At 69.2% G+C, this 19,607-nt stretch carries 16 protein-coding genes; 6 read left to right on the forward strand and 10 right to left on the reverse strand.

The window, feature by feature from the left end; translation table 11 throughout:
• Window positions 1-282: 282 nt before the first annotated feature.
• Window positions 283-1,611, reverse strand: a complete 1,329-nt coding sequence (locus ACFVHY_RS16045; protein ID WP_390273576.1) for a ClC family H(+)/Cl(-) exchange transporter — start codon at window positions 1,609-1,611, stop codon at window positions 283-285.
• Between the two features lie 26 nt (window positions 1,612-1,637).
• A complete protein-coding gene (locus ACFVHY_RS16050) occupies window positions 1,638-2,675 on the reverse strand; it encodes an Lrp/AsnC family transcriptional regulator (protein ID WP_390273578.1) in 1,038 nt (345 codons plus the stop codon).
• A 144-nt stretch (window positions 2,676-2,819) separates the two neighbouring features.
• Between ACFVHY_RS16050 and ACFVHY_RS16055 the strand changes: the two genes are divergently transcribed.
• Window positions 2,820-4,385, forward strand: a complete 1,566-nt coding sequence (locus ACFVHY_RS16055; protein WP_390273580.1) for an MFS transporter — start codon at window positions 2,820-2,822, stop codon at window positions 4,383-4,385.
• Window positions 4,386-4,401: 16 nt separating this feature from the next.
• Here ACFVHY_RS16055 and ACFVHY_RS16060 read toward each other — a convergent pair whose 3' ends face one another.
• Window positions 4,402-5,316 (reverse strand): IclR family transcriptional regulator, encoded by a 915-nt coding sequence (locus ACFVHY_RS16060; RefSeq protein ID WP_390273582.1) that lies wholly within the window; start codon window positions 5,314-5,316, stop codon window positions 4,402-4,404.
• Window positions 5,317-5,428: 112 nt separating this feature from the next.
• On the opposite strand from ACFVHY_RS16060, the gene ACFVHY_RS16065 reads away from it, so the two are divergent.
• The 3 genes from ACFVHY_RS16065 to ACFVHY_RS16075 are packed head-to-tail and all read left to right on the forward strand — an operon-like array spanning window position 5,429 to window position 9,509.
• Window positions 5,429-7,144 carry a thiamine pyrophosphate-binding protein gene (locus tag ACFVHY_RS16065; RefSeq protein WP_390273585.1) on the forward strand — a complete coding sequence of 572 codons (1,716 nt, stop codon included), beginning with the start codon at window positions 5,429-5,431 and terminating at the stop codon, window positions 7,142-7,144.
• Window positions 7,145-7,176: 32 nt separating this feature from the next.
• A complete protein-coding gene (locus ACFVHY_RS16070) occupies window positions 7,177-7,968 on the forward strand; it encodes an SDR family NAD(P)-dependent oxidoreductase (RefSeq protein WP_390273587.1) in 792 nt (263 codons plus the stop codon).
• Window positions 7,965-9,509: a long-chain-fatty-acid--CoA ligase gene (locus ACFVHY_RS16075; protein WP_390273590.1), complete on the forward strand. Its 1,545-nt coding sequence runs from the start codon at window positions 7,965-7,967 to the stop codon at window positions 9,507-9,509. The genes ACFVHY_RS16070 and ACFVHY_RS16075 overlap by 4 nt, the downstream gene beginning before the upstream one ends.
• A 22-nt stretch (window positions 9,510-9,531) precedes the next feature.
• Here ACFVHY_RS16075 and ACFVHY_RS16080 read toward each other — a convergent pair whose 3' ends face one another.
• The 6 genes from ACFVHY_RS16080 to ACFVHY_RS16105 all read right to left on the reverse strand — a co-directional run bounded on the left by ACFVHY_RS16080 (window position 9,532) and on the right by ACFVHY_RS16105 (window position 15,703).
• Complete coding sequence (locus ACFVHY_RS16080; RefSeq protein ID WP_390273593.1) at window positions 9,532-10,413, reverse strand: LLM class flavin-dependent oxidoreductase; 882 nt, start codon at window positions 10,411-10,413, stop codon at window positions 9,532-9,534.
• A 108-nt stretch (window positions 10,414-10,521) separates the two neighbouring features.
• Window positions 10,522-11,805, reverse strand: coding sequence for a fatty acid desaturase family protein (locus ACFVHY_RS16085; RefSeq protein WP_390273596.1), 1,284 nt, complete (start codon window positions 11,803-11,805; stop codon window positions 10,522-10,524).
• Between the two features lie 8 nt (window positions 11,806-11,813).
• The gene (locus ACFVHY_RS16090) at window positions 11,814-12,926 is read right to left on the reverse strand and encodes a ferredoxin reductase (protein ID WP_137809966.1); all 1,113 of its coding nucleotides are present in this window, start codon (window positions 12,924-12,926) and stop codon (window positions 11,814-11,816) included.
• A gap of 142 nt (window positions 12,927-13,068) precedes the next feature.
• Window positions 13,069-13,548, reverse strand: coding sequence for a DUF456 domain-containing protein (locus ACFVHY_RS16095; RefSeq protein WP_068970718.1), 480 nt, complete (start codon window positions 13,546-13,548; stop codon window positions 13,069-13,071).
• A gap of 15 nt (window positions 13,549-13,563) precedes the next feature.
• A complete protein-coding gene (gene purT, locus ACFVHY_RS16100) occupies window positions 13,564-15,267 on the reverse strand; it encodes a formate-dependent phosphoribosylglycinamide formyltransferase (protein WP_390273598.1) in 1,704 nt (567 codons plus the stop codon).
• A 79-nt stretch (window positions 15,268-15,346) separates the two neighbouring features.
• Window positions 15,347-15,703 carry a UBP-type zinc finger domain-containing protein gene (locus ACFVHY_RS16105; RefSeq protein WP_269553404.1) on the reverse strand — a complete coding sequence of 119 codons (357 nt, stop codon included), beginning with the start codon at window positions 15,701-15,703 and terminating at the stop codon, window positions 15,347-15,349.
• Window positions 15,704-15,746: 43 nt separating this feature from the next.
• Between ACFVHY_RS16105 and ACFVHY_RS16110 the strand changes: the two genes are divergently transcribed.
• Together ACFVHY_RS16110 and ACFVHY_RS16115 are read left to right on the forward strand one after the other, a co-directional pair.
• A complete protein-coding gene (locus tag ACFVHY_RS16110) occupies window positions 15,747-17,339 on the forward strand; it encodes a Na+/H+ antiporter (protein ID WP_390273603.1) in 1,593 nt (530 codons plus the stop codon).
• A 195-nt stretch (window positions 17,340-17,534) separates the two neighbouring features.
• Complete coding sequence (locus ACFVHY_RS16115; protein ID WP_068971291.1) at window positions 17,535-17,933, forward strand: hypothetical protein; 399 nt, start codon at window positions 17,535-17,537, stop codon at window positions 17,931-17,933.
• Window positions 17,934-17,942: 9 nt separating this feature from the next.
• Here ACFVHY_RS16115 and ACFVHY_RS16120 read toward each other — a convergent pair whose 3' ends face one another.
• Window positions 17,943-19,496: an adenylate/guanylate cyclase domain-containing protein gene (locus tag ACFVHY_RS16120; protein WP_390273607.1), complete on the reverse strand. Its 1,554-nt coding sequence runs from the start codon at window positions 19,494-19,496 to the stop codon at window positions 17,943-17,945.
• Between the last annotated feature and the right edge of the window lie 111 nt (window positions 19,497-19,607).

Genomic DNA, 19,607 nt, shown 5'->3' on the forward strand with positions numbered 1-19,607 from the left:
AGCTTGCGGAGGGCGCGTCACGAAGGGTCTTCGCAACCCGACTCACCAAGACCCTTCGTGACGCTCGCAAGCTCGCTCCTCAGGGAGCAGGAGGTGACGCTCGCAAGCTCGCTCCTCAGGGAGCGGGGGTGACGCTCGCAAGCTCGCTCCTCAGGGAGCGGGTGGTGACGCTCGCAAGCTCGCTCAGGGAGCGGGGTGACGCTCGCAAGCTCGCTCAGGGAGCGGGGTGACGCTCGCAAGCTCGCTCCTCAGGGAGCGGGGTGACGCTCGCAAGCCCGCTCCTCAGGGAGCGGAGGGAGGCTCCTCTCGCCCAGCCGGTTTCGCGAGCATCCGCTCGCGGAGCGAGTCGTAGACCGGCGGCGACCCGGACAGATGGGCGACGAGCACCGCGGCGGCGGTCGCGGCCAGCATGGGGAGGGCGACCGTGGTCGTCGCGGTCATCTCCATCACGACGACCATCCCGGTGAGCGGGGCCCGCACGACCGCGCCGAACAGCGCCGCCATGCCGGCGAGGATCATCGCACCACGGAATCCCGAGGCACTCGAATCCGGTTGCTGGACAACGATGTCGGCGACCTCGGCGAAGGCGGCGCCCCACAGGGCGCCGAGCGCGAGCAGTGGCGCGAACAGGCCACCCGGCGTGCCCGCGGCATAGGAGAGCGGACCCGCGACGAACCGGACGAGGAACAGTGCGACGAGCGCCGGGAGCACGACACCACCGTCGAGGACGGACTGGGTGAGGCCGTCGCCGCCGCCCGCGGTGTGCGCGTCGACGGCGAGCAAGGCACCGATCACCGCGCCGATGAGGGCGGCGCGTCCGATCGGCGGTATCCGCGAGAACCGGCCGACGCAGCCGAGGGTGCCGAGAACCATTCGGCTGTAGGCGATCCCGATGACGCCGGACACGAGCCCGAAGACCACGAAGACGGGTAACACCGTCACCGACGGCACGTCGAGGGCGGGGACCTCGAAATCCGGGCGGTCGCCGAGGATGACCCGACCGGCGGCGACGGCCGCCACCACCGCGAACACCGTGGGTACCACGAGACGCAACCGGACCGAGCGGCCGACCTCCTCGAGTGCGAAGAGCGCGCCGCCGATCGGAGCCGTGAACGCCACCGCGAGTCCGGCGCCGCTGAGGGACGTCTGCATCACCCGGACGTCGGCGTCGTCGAGACCGCCGCGCCGGCCGGTCTCCGCACCGACTACCGAACCCATGTGCACCGTCGGGCCTTCGCGGCCCAGCACGAGTCCGGAACCGATCGCGGCGAGCGCGCCGAAGAACTTGGCCGGGATGAGGCGCAGGGGCGCCGGAGACGCCTCCCCGCGCTCGACGGCCTCCACGTGTTGGATACCGCTTCCCGCCGCGGTCGGCACCAGCCGGACGGCGAGCGCGCCGAGCGCCGCACCGGTCGCGGTGACCGCGATCGGGAACAGCCACCCGGGGACACCGAGTCCCGCCGACCAGTCGAGCATCTCGACCCGCCCGCGGTCGAGGTGGTTCAGGCACCAGCGGAAGGCTCCACCGAGTACGCCGGTCAGCAGACCGGCGATGACCGCCAGCAGACACAACCGCACCAGGCCGCGGTCGGCACGCTGTGGCGAGATCACACGTGGACGCTACCCTGCCACGGGTATCACACCGGCTGAATCAACCGCCCCTGCACCACAAGCGAGGCGTTCTGCTTCAGCCGGCGCATCCGGATGCTGACCGAGTACCCGGTGACACTGCCGATCGCGGCGACCCGGGTGCGCAGATAGTCGTGGAAATGCGCGGTGTCCCGGCAGATCACCGACACCATGAGGTTCCACTCGCCGCTGATCGCCGCCGCGAACGCCACCTCGTCGTGAGCCGCGAGTTCGGTGCCCACCTGATCGAGAGCCGAAGGGGTCACCGTCAACCACAGCGTGGCGCTCAGGCCGAAGCCGAGCCGGTCGGGAAGGATCTCGACGTCGTAGAACAGCGCACCCCCGCGTTCGAGCGTGCGGAGCCGGCGTCGCACTCGTCCGACCGTCCATCCGCAGATCCGGGCCAGTTCGCGGTGCGCTCGCCGACCGTCCTGGGTCAGCGCATCGATCAGCACGGCATCGTCGGCCCTCAACCGCGCGCCACCCGCCGGGGCATCCGACGACGGATCGTCCTGCTCGGGGTCCTCCGGCAGGTCGTCGACCACAGCAGCCGCAGCGGACACGAGGAGGTCGCGGTCCCGATCGGAGAGGTGGCCACCGAATCCGGTCCACCTCGACGCGGGGTGACCGGGATCGAAGGCGTGCAGGACGAGATCGATGCGGACGTCGGTCACCGAGGCTCGGGCGGGGAACGTCTTGGCGATGGCCTCCTCACCGGCCACGCCGAGCGGCGCCCGGATGAGACAGATGATCTCCGCACCACCGGACGCGACATACGCGAAGGCGACATCACGCCGGCGGGCGAGCGAGGACGCGAGCGGTTCCATCCGGTCCGGACGGCACCGCACCCGCGCCACCCACTCCGACTGGCCGCGGACGGACGGCTTGATGATCCCGACCACCTTCATCACGCCGGCCCGCCGCATCGCCTGGTAGCGGCGCGCCGCGGTCTGCTCCGAGATCCCGGCCACCTCACCCAGCTGGCGGAACGTCGCACGCGGCGACACCTGGAGCGCACGGAGGATCGTGCCGTCGATGTCGTCCATGGTGGAGGAAGTGTATCGCCGCGCGACCCACAGTGCCGTATCGATACCGGCACTCAGCATCTGTGCGTGGTTTCGCAGACGCGGACCAGACAATGAACTCCTGCGCCGTTCGGCGACCCTCATCGACCTGCGAAAGCGAGCGCGTTGACCGCGACCATCTCCCCCGTTCCCACCGGCGTACCGACTCCCCCGGCCCGTCGGACGGCCACCGTCGTGATGGCCTGCCTCGGCGTCTTCGTCGCCTACCTGCCCATCACGAGCGTCGCCGTCACCCTGCCGGCGATCGGCACCGCCTTCGGCGCCTCGACCGCCCAGTTGTCCTGGGTACAAGACGCGTTCGTCCTGCCGATGGCCGCATTCATCCTCACCGCCGGAGTGTTCGGCGACGTGCACGGCCGTCGCAAGGTCTATCTGGTGGGGCTCTGCCTCACGGCGTCGGGCGCGTTGGTGGCGCTGTGTGCGCAATCGATCAGCATGGTGTGGATCGGACAGGCGCTCGCCGGAACGGGCGCGGCCGCCCTCCTGCCCACGACCCTGGCACTGATCAGCCACGCGGTCCCCGACTTCCGGGAACGGGGCAAGTTCATCGGCATCTGGGCGTCGGCGCTCATGCTCTCGCTGACCGTCGGGCCGCTGGTCGCGGGTCCGGTCGCCGAGTCCGCCGGCTGGCGCTGGATCTACCTGCTGCCGATTCCGATCGCCCTCATCGCGCTGGCGGTGGCCGCGACGATGCTCCCGGAATCCCGCGCACCCCGTGCCCGTCGCCTCGACTGGCCCGGCCAGATCTCGGCCGCGATCGCCGTCACCGCACTCGTGTTCGGCGTCATCGAGGCCGGCGTCTACGGCTTCGGCGACCCCCGCGTCGTCGTCGCGCTGCTGGCCGCCGCGGTCGCCGCAGTCGGGTTCGTCATCATCGAAAAGCGTTCGGCGAGTCCGATGCTCGACCTCGACCTCTTCCGGAGCCGTGCCTTCACCGCCACCACCCTGGTCGCGATGATCGCCTTCCTGGCTCTGATCGGGTTCATCTTCGTGCTGAGCATGTATTTCGGGCTGGTGCAGCAACTCGGCACCGTCGAGGCCGGTTGGCGGCTGGCCCTCATGAACGGCGCCTCGATGCTGGTCGGCGGGCTCGCCGGCAAGATGATGCATCGGATTCACGCCCGGTTCCTGATCGGCGGCGGACTCCTGATGGTCGCCGGCGCCCAGTTCGCGCTGCTGACCCTCGACGCCCACACCTCCTTCGCCGCCATCTCGTGGCGTCTGGTCGTGCTCGGGCTCGGAATGGGACTGGTGATGGCGCCGATGACCGCGACCGCGGTGTCGGCCGTGCCCTATCACCTGTCGGGGATGGCCGCAGCCGGGAACAACGCCTTCCGTCAGGTCGGCGGCGCGCTCGGCCCGGCCGTGCTCGGCGCCCTCCTGACCGCCGGTGCGGTGAACTCGTTGCCGCAGAAGCTGATCGATGCCGGTGTCGCCGAGCCGGTACGTGACCGGGTGGTCGGTGCGGTCGACACCGAGGGCCTGGCTGCCGCAAGCGGCCTGAACCTCGGCGCCGACGCCCCCGCCGTGATGAACGCCGTCGGCGACGCCTTCCTCGACGGAATGCGTCTGTGCCTCACGTTCTCCGGCGTGCTCACCGCGGCCGCCGCGATCCTCGCACTCGTGATGCTGCGCCCCGGGCGGGCCGTCGAGGAGCAGCCGACGGGTTGAGCACCCGCCCGATGACCTAGGTCCGGACGGGCGTGGCCCCGCCAAGCGTTTCGGTGATGGCCGCCGCGGCGGCCCGCACCCTGCCACCGAGCTCGATGACATCGCGCCCGAGCATCGTCGTCCGTGCATCGACGACCGCGACGATGACCGCGGGCACCCCGCCGGGCGCGAAGGCGACCGCGTTGACGGAGATGGGCCGGTAATCGGCGGCCGGGTCGATCTCGCCGACCACGACGTCGGTGGACAGACGACGCTGCGCCTCGCGCAGCGCGGAGACCGCGCGCTGACCGGCGACACCCGTACCGCGCAACCCCGCGATGGTCGCCGACAGCGACTGCTCTCGCTGGTCAGCACACTCCACCGCGTACCCGCGGCCGCGGATCACCTCGAGCATCGGCCGGTAGAGCTCGCGCAGTTCGGCGTGGTCGATCCCGACGTTGTCCGCCCCGAGGAGCAGCCACTCGTCGAGCCGATCGGGCGGGTACCACGCGGCCAGCCCCGCACCCAGCGGGGGCGCGATCTCCAGGGTGTCACCCAGGCGCAGGCCGAGCGTGCCGCGGCGACCGGTCACGGGTTGCACGATCTCACCGATGGCCAGGTCGGCCCCCGAGGGTACGAAAGCGATTGCGGCCATGCCGCTTTCGTCGGCCAGATCACGCATCAGCGGGCGGGCGACCTCCACCGGGGCCATCGCCCGCGACGCCGCGTCACCGATCGGGACCACCGCGGGTCCCAGCCGATAGCCCTTGCTGACCGGGTCCCGGAGGAGCCAGCCCGCCTCGGTCAGCGCGATGACCATCGGATAGCACGTGGGCTTCGAGACCCCGAGGTGCCGCGCAATGTCGGCCAGGCTCCGGGCCGTCGTCGGCTGGTCGGTCAGCAGTTGCATCAGCATGACGATGCGTTCGGTCTGCGGGGAGGAGCGCGCCATGCGCCCATCGTGCCATCGACGATAGTGTTTGCATAATGCGACTCTGGCGTCGCACTGTGATCGCAGTTACTCTCAGCCGCACACGTTGGACGGCTCTCGAAAGGTCCCCACAATGGCAACTGTCAACGGCGGTCAACTCCTTGCCCGCGCACTCGCCCAGGCCGGCACGACGGAGGTCTTCACCCTCCACGGCGGACACCTCGACGCCTTCCTGATCGCTTGTGCCGGAGAGGGAATCCGGCTCACCGACACCCGGCACGAGGCGAGCGCCGGCCACGCCGCCGACGCCTACGCACGCGTCACGGGCGGCTTCGGCGTCTGCGTGGTCACCTCGGGACCCGGGTTCACCAACGTCTACACCGCGCTGGCCAATGCCTACCTGGACCGCTCGCCGACTCTGTTCGTCGTCGGGGCGCCTCCGCTGCGCGAGACCGAGACCAACCCGCTGCAGGGTGGTTTCGATCAGATCGCCGCCGCCGACCCGGTCACCAAGTGGGCCTACCGGATCACCGACGCCGCCCGCGTCCCCGAGATCGTCGCGCTCGCGATCCGCAAGGCCACCAGCGGCGTGCCGGGTCCGGTCCTGCTCGAACTGCCCATCGACGTCATGTTCGGCGAGGCCGACGACGAGCAGGTGCGCTTCCCCACCAACTACCGGGTCTCGACGCGGTCCGGGGCGGACCCCGACGCCGTGACCCTTGCTCTCGATCTGCTGCAGACCGCATCGAACCCCGCGATCGTGATCGGCGGCGGGATCACCTTCTCCCGCGCCGAGGAAGCGCTCGTGGCCTTCGCCGAGACCGTCGGCGTACCCGTCTTCTACCCGGGCAAGGCCGACGGTGCGATCCCGGCCGACCACCCGCTCGCCGGTGGCGGACTGCTGTCGATGGGCACCATCCCGGCCCTCGGTGCACCCACACCCGACGTCGTCGTCATGGCGGGCACGCGAGCCGGGATGTTCACCGGCGGCCGCGCCAGCATGTTCCCGGGCGCCAAGATCATCCAGATCGACATCGACCCCGCCGAGATCGGCCGGATCTACGACGTCGAGGTGCCGATCGTCGCCGACTGCCGCGCCGCGCTGGAACAACTCACGACTGCCGCCGCCGGACGGACCTGGCCGGACTGGACCGAGTGGGCGGGCACCGTCAAGGCCGCCAAGGGCGCGCACGCCGCCGGATTCCCCGACGCGACCACCGACTCCGGGAAGATGCACCCCTACTTCGCGGCCAAGGCGATCGTCGAGGCCTGCCCGCCGGACACCATCTTCGTGCTCGACGGCGCCGAGGCCCCGTCCTGGGCGGAGTTCTTCGTCGCCGTCGGCCGTCCGGGGAGCGTCCTGCGGCTGGGTTACCTCGGATGCCTCGGTGTCGGACCGGGATTCGCGATCGGAGCGGCACGGGCCCGGCCCGGCGCACCCGTGGTGCTGATCACCGGGGACGGCGCGGCCGGTTTCCACCCGCAGGAGTTCGACACCATGGCCCGTCACCACCTGCCGGTGACCACAGTCGTCTTCAACAACGCCGTCTGGGGTATGTCGATCCACGGACAGGAGGCCGTCTTCGGACCCGAGGGCGTGGTCGTGTCCGAGCTGGCCGACAGCGACTACGAGAAGATCGCGGAGGCCTTCGGCGGAATCGGCATGCGCGTCAAGCACCTCGACGATCTCGCGCCCGCCGTCGACAAGGCACTGGGCGCCGGTGTCCCCGCGTGCATCAACGCCGAGATCGAGCCGGGCGTCGTCCACCCGATCACGACCATGATGCTCGGCGACGTCACGAGCACCGACGAGATCGTCGTTCCCTACTACGAGAACCTGCCCCGGTGACCACCGATCACACCCGGCGAGAGGGAGAGACCATGACGGACAAGCGTGTCGACGGCAAGATCGCCGTCGTCATCGGCGGCGGCTCGGGCATAGGCGAAGCCGCGGCCCGGACCCTGGCCGTCCACGGTGCAGCGGTGACCGTGGCCGACGTGAATCTCGAAGCGGCCGAGGCTGTTGCCGCAGACCTCGGCAGTAGCGCACAGGCGCGGTGGGTCGACGTGACCGACGAGGAGTCGGTGGCCGCGCTCTTCACCGGGGTGACGGACGACCTCGGCGGTGTGGACATCGCGGTGAACTGCGCCGGGTTGAACATCCCGGGGTTCATCGTCGACCTCGACGCGCAGCAGTGGCAGACGACCATCGAGTTGTGTCTCACCGGTTCGTTCCTGGTGACCAAGCACGCGGGACGAACGTTGAACGACGGCGGATCGCTCATCGGCATCGCCTCTCTCAACGCCCGCCAGCCTGCGGCCGGCTTCGCGGGCTACTGCGCGGCCAAGGCGGGCATGGTGATGCTCGCCGAGGTCGCCGCGCTCGAGCTGGCCCCGCGCGGCATCCGGGTCAACTCGATCTCCCCGGGACTCGTGGACACCCCGCTGGTGCACACCCTCACCTCGATCCCGGTCATCCAGGACGACTTCACCGAGAACACCCCGCTCGGGCGGAACGGCCGGCCGGACGAGATCGCCGACGCGGTCCTCTATCTCGCCTCCGACGACTCGCGGTGGGTCACCGGGGAGACGATCAACATCAACGGCGGTGCGCACCTGCGCCGGTATCCCGATGTGATGCGCCACCTCGCCGACCTGGCGGCTGCCGAATGACGACGCCGACCGACTACCGTCTGGCCGAGCAGACCCGGCTCCGCGCACGCCTCGACGGCGACGCCCCGGCGCTGTCGGGGGCCGGGGCGCAGCTCACCTACCGGCAGCTCGACGACCGCACCAGCCGCCTCGCGAACGTGTTGCACGACCGCGGTATCCGAGCCGGCGATCGGATCGCGGTGTTGGGAAAGAGCTCTCCGGAGATCATCGAGACGGTACTCGCCGCCGCGAAGATCGGCGCGGTCACCGTGCCGCTGAACTGGCGGCTCTCGGTCCGCGAGCTCGGCGAGGTCGTCGACGACGCCCAGGCACGTCTGATCGTCTGCCACCGCGACTATCTCGACGCCGTGACGGAAATCCGTTCCGGTACAGACACTCTCGACGACCCAATCGCGTTCGACGATCCACGACAACCGCTCTCGTACGAACAGTTGCTGGCCGCGTCGTCCCCGAATGATCCGGGCCACGTCGGCGACGCCGACGACGTGGTCCTCCAGCTCTACACCTCGGGCACCACCGGCCGGCCCAAGGGGGTGCTCACTTCCAACACCAATCTGGGCGCCTGCACGCAGGCCGGCGGGCCGTGGGGTTTCGACGACTCGTCGGTCAGCCTCTGCGCCATGCCCCTCTTCCACATCGGCGGGCTGGGCTGGGCGCTGGTGGGGCTCGCCAACGGTGCGCACAACGTGGTCATCGCCGACTTCACCCCGGAGTCCCTCTTGGACACCCTTGTCCGCGAACGCATCACGAATGTCTTCCTGGTACCGACCGTCATCGGCATGCTCGTGGACGTACCGGGCGCCGACCAGGCCGATGTCGGGGCCTTGCGGTCGATCGCCTACGGGTCCGCGCCGATCACCCCCGCACTCCTGCGACGGACGCTGCGCACCTTCGGTACGCCGCTGTTCCAGGTGTACGGACTCACCGAAACCCACGGCGCGGTCACCCAACTCGACGCCGCGGACCACGGCACCGACCCCGAGCGCGCGCACCTGCTCCGCTCCGTCGGCCGCCCATACCCCTGGGTGGAACTGTGCATCAGAGCCGCATCGGGCACCGAGGCACCGCCCGGCGAACAGGGCGAGATCTGCGTCCGGACACCCCAGGCGACCCGCGGCTACCACCGGCGCGACGCCGAGACCGCGGCGACCATCGACGGCGACGGTTGGCTGCACACCGGCGACATCGGCCGAGTCGACGCCGAGGGCTATGTGTACGTCACCGACCGGCTCAAGGACATGGTCATCACCGGCGGCGAGAACGTCTATCCCACCGAGGTCGAGGCGGTTCTCGGCGACCACCCGGACGTCGCGCAGGTCGCGGTGGTCGGGCTGCCGCACGACACGTGGGGCGAAGAGGTGACGGCGTTCGTCGTGGCCGCTCCGGGGCACGAACCCACCGAGGCCGATCTCCGTGCGTTCGCCCGGACCCGGTTGGCGGGCTACAAGGTCCCGAAGACCGTGCACGTCGTGACGGCCCTCCCACTCGGGGCGACCGGGAAGATCCTCAAACGGGCTCTGCGGGAGCAGTTCGCATCCTAGGTCCGCCCGGCTCCCCGATCCGTCAGGAGAACGCGGCCGCCACGTCCGCGGCGCGCCGGAGCTGATCGGGGTCGGTACTCGTCGGGATGAGTTGCACCTCGTCGGTACCGATGTCGGCGAACCGCCGCAGCACCTCGGCGAGCTCGGCCTCGGTGCCCGCCCACCCGGTGGTGGGCGCGATCGCGTCGACGAACTCCGACGGGATCCAGTTCATGTAGTGATGCAGGTGCCGGGTCACCTGCGCTCGGGGACCGTCGCCCCCACCGATTGCGAACCAGAAGGAGGTCGCGAGATGCGGTGCCGCCCGACCGGCATCCGCCCACGCCGACCGGGCGACGTCGAAGAGTTCGTTCTGCTTGCCGGCATCGAGATCTAGAGTGACCCCGGCGATTCCGTCGGCCCACTCGACCGCGCTACGAATCGTCTTCGGCCCGGTGGTCCCGACGTGCAGTACCGGACCACCCTTACGATGCGGCGGCGGACCGACCGGCAGGACCGACTCGGTGAGTTTCTCTCCGGCCCACACCCGTTTCATCGTCGCGGCGCGTTCGGCCAGTTGGCGCATGGTCTGCGTCGACGGGTCCGCGCCGACCGCCCGGTAGTCCTCGTGCCGCCCACCGACCCCGAGTGCCACGGTGAGGCGTCCTCCCGACAGCATGTCGCCGGTCGCCAGCGACTTGGCGAGCATCACCGGGTCGTGCAGCTGCGGCACGACGACCGTCATCAGGAGCGGCACCCGTCGCGTCCACGCCGCCAGCGCGCCGAGAAGGGTCAGGCATTCCGGATTGTCGAACGCGATGCGTTCACCCCAGCACAGTGAGCTGAACGGACCGTCGTCGATGGTGGTGGCCCACGAGTGGAGCATCTCGGCGTCGAGATCCGGCTCCATCACAGGCATGGTCATCCCGATGCGCACGTGCGTCATTCTGACACGGACACACCACGCCCGGGCGCGATTCGCAGATGTCGCGCATCGTCGCGGGATACGCAACGATGCGCGACATCTGTTGTGTCAGTGCTGGTTCCGTCCCGGACTCCCGGACGCGGCCCGCCCCACATGGGCCGACCGCACCGGCGAGTTCTTCAGTTCACGCAACGCCGTCCGCAGACCCCGCCGCTTCCCGGTCTCCGGGTCGACGCCGAAGTGGTCGCTCATCCCCTCCCGGATCGCGAAGCGCAGCTCCGACGCCGTCTCGGGCGCATCATCCGACGTCGCCTTCAACAACGAGTTCGGCAGTGCCAGCTTCGCGATGGTCCGGAACGACTGGGCATATTGACCCAGGAGGGTCCCCGTCGTGTACGGCAGGTCGTATTTGTCACACAACTCGCGGACACGCACACCGATTTCCTCGTACCTGCTGCTCGGCAGGTCGGGGAACAGGTGGTGTTCGATCTGATGACTGAGGTTCCCGCTCATGAACCGCATCAGCGGTCCGGCCTTGAAGTTGGCCGATCCCAGCATCTGACGCAGATACCAGCGCGGCTGGTCCTCGTTCTCGAACTCGTCGACCGTGAACTTCTCGGCTCCGTCGGGGAAGTGACCGCAGAAGATCACCATGTACGCCCAGTAGTTCCGGATGATGTTCGACGTGAAGTTCGCGGTGAGCGTCGTCTTCCAGTTCGGACCCGCCAGAGCCGGGAAGATCAGATAGTCCTTGGCCGCCTGTTTGCCGACCTTGGTGCCGATCACCCGGAGATCCTTGGCCGCCTGACGGTAGGTCTTCTCCTTGTTGCGCAGCTTCTCCGTCTCCAGATGATGCAGCGCGACACCGTATTCGAAGAACGTGCCGAGCGTCAGGTTGTAGATCGGGTTACCGACGTTCCACCACTCCCAGGGCTGGTCCCGGGTGACGCGCAGGATTCCGTAGCCCACGTCGTCGTCCATCCCGACGACGTTCGTGTACTTGTGATGGACGAAGTTGTGCGAGTGCTTCCACTGCACGCTCGGGCAGGTGGTGTCCCACTCCCACGACGACGAGTGGACCTCCGGATCGTTCATCCAGTCCCACTGGCCGTGCATCACGTTGTGGCCCAGTTCCATGTTCTCGATGATCTTGGCGAGCGAGAGCATCGCGGTCCCGGCAGCCCAGGCGACCTTCTTGTCGCTGAACATCAGGGCGAGCCGGCCACCGGCAGCGAGGCTGCGCTGCAGGGTGATGGCCCGGCGGATGTACTTGGCGTCGGCCTCGCCCCGCGACTCCTCGATGTCCCGACGGATGGCGTCCAACTCGGCGCCGAGGGTCTCGATGTCGCTCTCGGTGAGATGTGCGTATTGATCGATGTCGGTGATGGCCATGAAGCCTCCTACAGATCGAGGGTGCATTCACCAGACACAGCGCTGATGCATGTCTGGATTCGTTCTCCTTCGCGACGTTCCTCGCCGGTGCGCAGGTCACGCACGTATCCCCCGGCGAGCGGTACGACGCAGGTCTGACAGATACCCATCCGGCAGCCGAACGCCATCTGGATTCCCAGGTTCTCGCCCGCCTCGAGCAGCGTTGTGGCGCCGTCGATCTCGGCTTCTTTATCCGAGATCGCGAACTTCACGGTCCCGCCTTCGCCACCGTGGTCGGTGCGGGCGATGGCGAAGCGTTCCACGTGCAGCCGTTCGCGCAGGCCGCCGTCCTCGTAGTGGGCCTCCATCGCGTCGAGCAGCGCCACCGGTCCGCAGGCCCAGCATTCGCGTTCGCGCCAGTCCGGTGCCCACTCGTCCATCCGTGAGACGTCGAACTTGCCCATCTCCTTGGTCAGCTGGAGATTGAGATCGTAGTCGTCGGCCTCGTCGGCGAGCTTCTCCATCTCGTCGAGGAAGATCACGTCGTCGCGGGTGGGCGCGGAGTGGATGTGCACGATGTCGGGTGTCTGACCGTGCGAACTCAGCTGACGCAGCATCGCCATGACGGGAGTGATCCCGCTGCCCGCGGTCACGAACAGGATCTTGCCCGGAACCGGCTCGGGCAGATGGAAGTCGCCCTTCGGCGACTGCAGCCGGATGATCGTCCCGGGGCTGACGCCGTCGACGAGATGCGACGACAGGAATCCGTCGGGGTTCGCCTTGACCGTGATCGCGATGGTCTTGTCCTCGTTGGCGCCGAACGACGTCAGCGAGTACGACCGCCAGTGCCACTTGCCCTCGATCTGCAGACCGATCCCGACGTACTGGCCGGGTTTGTACGACTCGGGGAACCCCCAGCCCGTCCGGATGGTGACTGTGGCGGTGTCGTCGGTCTCCTTGGTCACGTCGAGCACCTTGCCGCGGAGCTCGCGCGCGCTCCACAGCGGATTGATCAGGTGCAGATAGTCGTCGGGCAGCAACGGGGTGGTCGCTCGGGCCACCAGACCCCGGATGATGTTGACCTCCGGCTTCCGGGCCTCGACCCCGGCCGCCGGCCGCTTGCTCCACTTCAACAGGTTCACTCAGACTCCTCCCCTAGAAATCCCCACGGCTGGAGTTACTGACCGGTATTACCCTTCGGTGCACGACTGTACACATCAATCGGTGACCGCGATCACAAGATTTGATACTGGCAGGTCACGGCCGGCGCCGCGACCCGTTCGGTCACCAGGTGAAGGCGCCGCCGGTCCAGATGCCCGTCGCGATCAGCGCGAAGAGGAGTTCGATGCCGATCGTCTTCACCGCCGCCTTCAGCGCCGAGAACGCGCCCCGCCACGCGCCGTCGAAGCTGCGCGTGCGGACGAGTTCCGATGCCAGCGCGCCCACGATGAAGCCGAGCAGCAGGCCGATGACGGGGACGACGAAGAAGCCGACGATGCCGACCAGGCCCCCGACCACGATCGTGCGGTTCGGGATCGCGTCCGCGCGCAGCGACCGGCCCGCGATCAGGTACTTGAGCACCTCGCCGACGCCGATGACGACGAGGGCCAGAGCGAACACCGACCAGGCCCAACCACCCACGACGAGGGCCCAGACGAACAGTGCGCCGACGATGAGCAAGGTGCCGGGCAGGATCGGCACGACGATGCCCACCAGGCCCACCAAGATCACCGCTGCGACCAGCAGCTCACCCCAGAACGGCACCCGGACCTCGTCCGATCACTCGCCGGGCTTCGACGACGCACCGGGGCGCGCGTCGGCGGGCCGGTCGTCGGTCTTGACCATCGAGGTCATCGCCGGGGCCTGATCGTGCGGGGCCTTTTCCTGCGGGGCCGGCCGTGGCGGCGGGCCCGCCGGACGCGGCGGGGTCCCCGACGGGGGGATCGGTGCGGGCGGTACCGGGCGTGGCCCCCCGGCCGGCCGCGGTGCGGGTGGCCGGGGCCCGGGCGGCGGTCCCGGACGACCGGGCGGCGGTCCCGGACGACCGGGCGGCGGTCCCAGCGGCGCACCCGGCGGTTTCGGTACACCGGGAGGCGGGCCCACGGGTCCGCGCGGCGGGCCGACCGGGCCGGGCGGTGGCCCGGGGCGTCGCGGAGGCGCCGGGGACGGGGTCGGCGGAAGGGTGGTGGCCTTGCGAACGGCCGGGCGGCCCGGCACGGGTGTGACGAGCGACGCGGCGCGGACGGCACGTTCACGCGCGACCGGCACGTCATCGGCTGTCGCGGTGACCACGCCCATGCGCCGGCGGTGGAAGCTCTCGGGCTTGCCGAACAGCCGGATGTCGGTCTCGGGTACGGCAAGTGCGGCGGCGACGTTCTCGAAACCGATCGCCGGCTCGTCGAGTTGCCCGTAGATGACGGCCGAGGCACCCGGGGACGCGAGCGTGACGTCGACCGGGAGACCGAGGATCGCGCGTGCATGCATCTCGAACTCGGACAGGCGCTGGGTCGCCATCGTGACGAGGCCGGTGTCATGGGGTCGCGGGCTGACCTCGGAGAAGTAGACGTCGTCGCCCTTGACGAAGAGTTCGACGCCGAAAACGCCGCGCCCGGCCAGCTTTCCGTCACCGAGCGCGGTGGCGATGCGCGCCGCGATCGAGGTCGCCGAGGCGTGGGCGTCGGTGCTCATCTCATGGGGCTGCCAGCTCTCCACGTAGTCGCCGTTGATCTGCCGGTGACCGATGGGCGCACAGAAGTGGGACGTGAGCCGGCCGGTGGCCGGATCGATCGCACGAACCGTGAGAAGGGTGATCTCGTAATCGAATTCGACGAAGCCCTCGACGATGACGCGACTGCCCTGCACCCGACCGCCGGTGTTCGCGGTCTCCCAGGCCGAGGCCAGCTCCTCGGGGCCCCGCACGACCGACTGTCCCTTGCCCGACGACGACATGACGGGCTTGATCACACACGGGAACCCGACCTGGCGGGCCGCGACGGTGACCTCCTCGAGGGTGTCGGCGAAGAGATACGGCGACGTCGGCAGCCCGAGTTCCTCATCGGCGAGACGTCGGATTCCTTCGCGGTTCATGGTGGCGACGACAGCGCTCGCGGTCGGGATGACCTCGGCGATACCGCGTTCGGCGACGTCGACGAGGGCCTCGGTGGCGATCGCCTCGATCTCGGGCACCACGTACGCGGGACGATGCTTGTCGATGACCGCGTGCAGGGCGGCGGGATCGGTCATGTCGATGACCTCGGCATGGTGTGCGACCTGGTGGCCGGGCGCGTCGGCGTAGCGATCGACGGCGACGACCTCGACGCCCAGGCGCTGGAACGCGATCACGACCTCTTTGCCGAGTTCACCTGCTCCGAGGACCATCACCTTGGTCGCGGTCGGACTCAGCGGCGTGCCGATGACGTCCGGCGGCCCGGTCGTCGGCGCCGGCTGGCCTGCGCTGGTCGCACTCTCGCTGTTCGACGTCATCCTCAAATCCTACTTGCCGCCAGCACAGATCCCGGCGCACTCCTCCACCTCGTCGGACACACCGGGGACCGTCGGGTGGTCATCCCGTCACCTCGTGCACGAAGCACCACCGCCACACCTCGCCCGGCTCGGCCGAACGCATGACCGGGTGCCCGGTCTCGTGGAAGTGACCGGTCGCGTGTCGTCGCGGGCTCGAATCGCAACAACCGATGTGCCCGCACGTCAGGCACTTCCGCAGATGTGCCCAGTGGGTCTCGCCGATCGCGACACAGTCCTGGCAACTGCGGTCGTCGCCCGATGCCGGCGCCGGGTCGGCGGCCGGCGCGGCGTCGAACGACTCCAGTTCGACGCAGCGCGCCGTGCTCGAGGCGTCGGAACCGGACCCCGCCGGCCCGGGCGCGGCCGCGGACGATGACTTCCGCCGAAAGATCTTCATGCCCGACATTATCCATCGGGCCGGCGCGATTAGAGTCGCTCGAATGGGCGCATCGCTACTGCTGGTCGCGGTCATCGCCGTGGCGGTCGCCGCGTTGTGTCGTCGCTATGGCTGGTCCTCGCCGCTGGTGCTGGTCACCGTCGGTCTCGGGATCGCATGGATTCCCGAGTTGCCCTCGGTGGCCCTGGAACCCGAGCTCGTGCTCTTCCTCATCCTGCCGCCGCTGCTGTACTCGGCCGCGCAGGAGAGTTCATATCAGGCGTTCCGCGCCAACTGGCGTGCAATCGGATTCCTGGCGGTCGGCCTGCCGCTGGTGACGACCCTGGTGGTCGGATACGTCGCATACCTCGTCGTCCCCAATCTCCCGCTCGCCGCGGCACTGGTCCTCGGTGCGGTCGTCGCGCCGCCGGACGCGGTGTCGGCGCAGGCGATCGGCCGCCGGCTCGGTCTGCCGCGCCGGATGATGACGCTGCTCGGCGGCGAGAGCCTGCTCAACGACGCGACGGCCCTCACCGCGTTCCGGATCGCGCTCGCCGCGGCGGTGGGGGCCACCGCGACGGTCGGCGAAGGGGTCCTGACGTTCGCGGTGGCCGCCCTCGGCGGCCTGATCGTGGGCCTCCTCGTCGGGGTGGTCGTGTCCTGGGTGCGTGTCTGGCTCACCGACCCGCCGATGGAGACCGCCATCGGCATCATCGTCCCGTTCGCCACGTACTACGCGGCCGAGGAACTGCACGGTTCGGGTGTCATCGCGGTGGTCACCGCCGGTCTCTACCTCGGCCACCGATCGGTGCGGCTGGGCTATGCGACGCGCCTGCAGGACGAGGCGGTGCGCAAGTCGATCGACACCATCCTCGAGTCGTTCGTCTTCTTGCTCATCGGGCTCCAGCTGCCCATGCTCATCGAGGGTGTCGAGAACGAGTCGTGGACGCAGATCGCCATCGACGCCGCGGCGGTCCTGGCAGCGACGATCCTCGTGCGCATCGTCTGGGTCTACCCGGCGACCTATCTGCCCCGACTGCTCTCGCGACGGATCCGCGACCGCGAGCCGCCGCCGAGTCCGGCGTCGGTGTTCGTCGTCTCCTGGGCCGGTATGCGTGGCGTGGTGTCACTGGCCGCCGCGTTCGCCATCCCCGTCTACACCGAGACGAACGAACCGTTCCCCGCCCGCGCCGAGATCCTGTTCCTGACCTTCGTGGTCGTGGTGGGGACGTTGCTGATCCAGGGCACCACCCTGCCCTGGGTCATCCGCTTCCTCGGGGTGAGCGGCGACGAGCGCGCCCAGGACCGGCTGGCGTATGCGGCCGCGCAGGACCGTGCGTCCCGGGAATCCGAACGGCGCCTCGACGATTACGCCGCGGAACTGTCCGACGACGATCCGCGCCGGCTCCAGGTGGCGATGCTGCGCAAGTGGATCACCACGCAGCGCAACGTGGCGTGGGAGGAACTCGGCCGCGGTCCCGAGGACCTCGGCGAGAGTCCGACGTCCGCCGGGGCACGACTCCGGACGGAGATCCTGCAGATCCAGCGCGCGGTCTTCATCGCCGAACGCGACGCCGGACGCATCGACGACGAGGTGCTGCGAATCGCGTTGCGCCGTCTCGACTTCGCTGAGGGGCAGGGCGACCGGGATCCCTAGCTCCCTGAGGAGCCCGGAGCTTGCGGGCGACACCCCCCTCGCTCCCTGAGGAGCCCGGAGCTTGCGGGCGACACCCCCCTCGCTCCCTGAGGAGCCCGGAGCTTGCGGAGGGCGTCTCGAAGGGTCCCCCATCCGAACGAACCCGGGGAGTTCTGCCCATTCCCACTCGACAAGCCCTGTCCTACCTTCGCTCTCATGAACACGACCATCACCCGCCTGGCCACTGCCGGCGCTTCCCTCGTCCTCACCGCCGGCGCGCTCGCCGTCGGCACCTCGACCGCGGTTGCCGCGCCCTCGGCACCGTCCTGCGATGCCGGGCAACGGACCGTCACCTCCGTCGTCACCGACCGGTCGGCGGCGTCGATCTGTCAGTGGCGCGCCGACGGCACCCTCGAGTACCGGGGTGTCGCGCGTTCGAGTGGGAACACCCTGTGCATCCCGGTGTCCGAGGTGCACGTGCAGGAGAACGGCAGCGGCCGTCACTACTACGTCGCCTACAACAACGGGTACAAGTACTCGGTCTTCGACGGACTGGGCCTGAGCATCGTCGGCCCGGACGGGCGGTTGATCAGCTCCGAAGACGCGATCGGCTGAGCGAGGCCCTCACTCGTCGTCGACGAACGCGGCGAACACGGTCGTCTCCTCGGTCCGGCCGCGCAGCGAGGTGGTCTCCTGCTCCTCCCACCGCTTGGCCTCGCCCCGCTGCGCGGACTTGACCGCGCGTCCGGAGGCCAACGGCCGCCGCGGATCCCGTTTGGCCAGTTCCGACAGGCGGGCACTCTCGTTGACCGGGTCGCCGATGACGGTGTACTCGAATCTCTCGATGGCACCGACGTTCCCGGCGACCACGGCCCCGTGGCTGACCCCGATGCCGGCCGACAGGTCGGGCACCTCCTCGGCCAGGCCGCGGGCGATGTCGCGCGCGGCGGCGAGCGCGCTGCCCGCGGCGTCGTCGAGATCGATGGGTGCGCCGAAGATGGCGAGCACCGCGTCGCCCTCGAATTTGTTCACCAGGCCGTCGTGTTCCTCGACCGCCCGCACGATGACCGCGAAGAACTTGTTGAGGATCTCGACCACCTCGGTCGGGCGTCGTTGCGCGGCAAGCGTCGTCGAACCGATGACGTCGACGAAGAGCGTGGCGGCGAGGCGTTCGGTCCCACCGAGTTCCGGGTTCGACGACATGGCCGCCTCGGCGACTTCGTGGCCCACGTGGCGTCCGAAGAGATCTCTGATGCGTTCTCGCTCACGGAGACCGGCGACCATCGAGTTGAAACCGACCTGCAGGTCGCCGAGTTCGGTGCCGTCGTAGACGACGAGGTCGGCGTTGTCGAGGTCACCGTCGCTGACTCGATTCATCCCGGCGCGCACGCTGCGGATGGGGCCGGTGACGCTCATGCTCGACAGCAGCGTCAGCAGCAGGCCGGTGAAGAGTGCGGTGACCCCGAGGACCGTGGCCCCGACGAACAAGTCCAGCTTGGACGTCTCGTCGCGGGCCAGCCCGAAGGCCAGCACCAGCAGGATGCCGATGATCGGGGTCGCCGAACCCACCATCCACGAGACGACCGAGCGCGCCCGCACACCGGTACGTTTGCGCCGGCGGTGGCCGGCCGAGATCAGTTCCGCCGCAACGGGACGCAGGGTGAAGTCGATGAACAGATATGAGATCGCCACCACCACAACGCCACTGAGGCTAACCACGAAGATGGTCTTGGGGATCAGCTGTGGGTCGACGATCCCGTACATGATCGTGAGCATGATGGCGGCGATGCCCCACAGGAATCCCTGCACCAGCGACAGTCGCCACGGCAGCCGCATGGTCCGCCGGGCGTCGCGTTTCGTCGGGGTGACATCGCGGATCGCCCACCGCAGATCACGGACGCCGACATAGGTGCCCCACCCGATCCCGACCACGAACGCCGCGGTGATGTAGACCGGCACGACGATGAAGTTGACCCACCACAACTCGGCGGTGAACACCGTCGGCTGCGGGATGCCGACCGCGGTGAGCGCGACCGCGATGATCGCCCCGAACAGGTTCGCCACCACGATGGATGCGGTCAGCAGGGTCTGGATACGAATCCGTTGTTTGACCGTGCTCTCGCCGACGGACCCGAGCAGGATGGATCCGTAGTCGCGACTCCCCCGCTTGGCACGCATGGGCACTAGCTAATCACGAGCCGACCGCGAATCCGCGACGAGCTTGCCGAGCGGAGCATCACCCCGCCCCAACCCTGCTCCCTAATCCGAAAAAGCGACCCCATTGCTCCC

It is taken from the genome of Gordonia sp. NPDC127522, assembly GCF_042672305.1.
Classification (GTDB): Bacteria; Actinomycetota; Actinomycetes; order Mycobacteriales; family Mycobacteriaceae; genus Gordonia; species Gordonia hongkongensis.

Coding starts and splice junctions, on each gene's coding strand:
- ACFVHY_RS16070 (WP_390273587.1), top strand. CDS start 7,177: ATGACGGACAAGCGTGTCGACGGCAAGATCGCCGTCGTCATCGGCGGC.
- ACFVHY_RS16085 (WP_390273596.1), bottom strand. CDS start 11,805: ATGGCCATCACCGACATCGATCAATACGCACATCTCACCGAGAGCGAC.
- purT (WP_390273598.1), bottom strand. CDS start 15,267: ATGACGTCGAACAGCGAGAGTGCGACCAGCGCAGGCCAGCCGGCGCCG.
- ACFVHY_RS16105 (WP_269553404.1), bottom strand. CDS start 15,703: ATGAAGATCTTTCGGCGGAAGTCATCGTCCGCGGCCGCGCCCGGGCCG.
- ACFVHY_RS16110 (WP_390273603.1), top strand. CDS start 15,747: ATGGGCGCATCGCTACTGCTGGTCGCGGTCATCGCCGTGGCGGTCGCC.
- ACFVHY_RS16075 (WP_390273590.1), top strand. CDS start 7,965: ATGACGACGCCGACCGACTACCGTCTGGCCGAGCAGACCCGGCTCCGC.
- ACFVHY_RS16120 (WP_390273607.1), bottom strand. CDS start 19,496: ATGCGTGCCAAGCGGGGGAGTCGCGACTACGGATCCATCCTGCTCGGG.
- ACFVHY_RS16065 (WP_390273585.1), top strand. CDS start 5,429: ATGGCAACTGTCAACGGCGGTCAACTCCTTGCCCGCGCACTCGCCCAG.
- ACFVHY_RS16060 (WP_390273582.1), bottom strand. CDS start 5,316: ATGGCGCGCTCCTCCCCGCAGACCGAACGCATCGTCATGCTGATGCAA.
- ACFVHY_RS16050 (WP_390273578.1), bottom strand. CDS start 2,675: ATGGACGACATCGACGGCACGATCCTCCGTGCGCTCCAGGTGTCGCCG.
- ACFVHY_RS16115 (WP_068971291.1), top strand. CDS start 17,535: ATGAACACGACCATCACCCGCCTGGCCACTGCCGGCGCTTCCCTCGTC.
- ACFVHY_RS16080 (WP_390273593.1), bottom strand. CDS start 10,413: ATGACCATGCCTGTGATGGAGCCGGATCTCGACGCCGAGATGCTCCAC.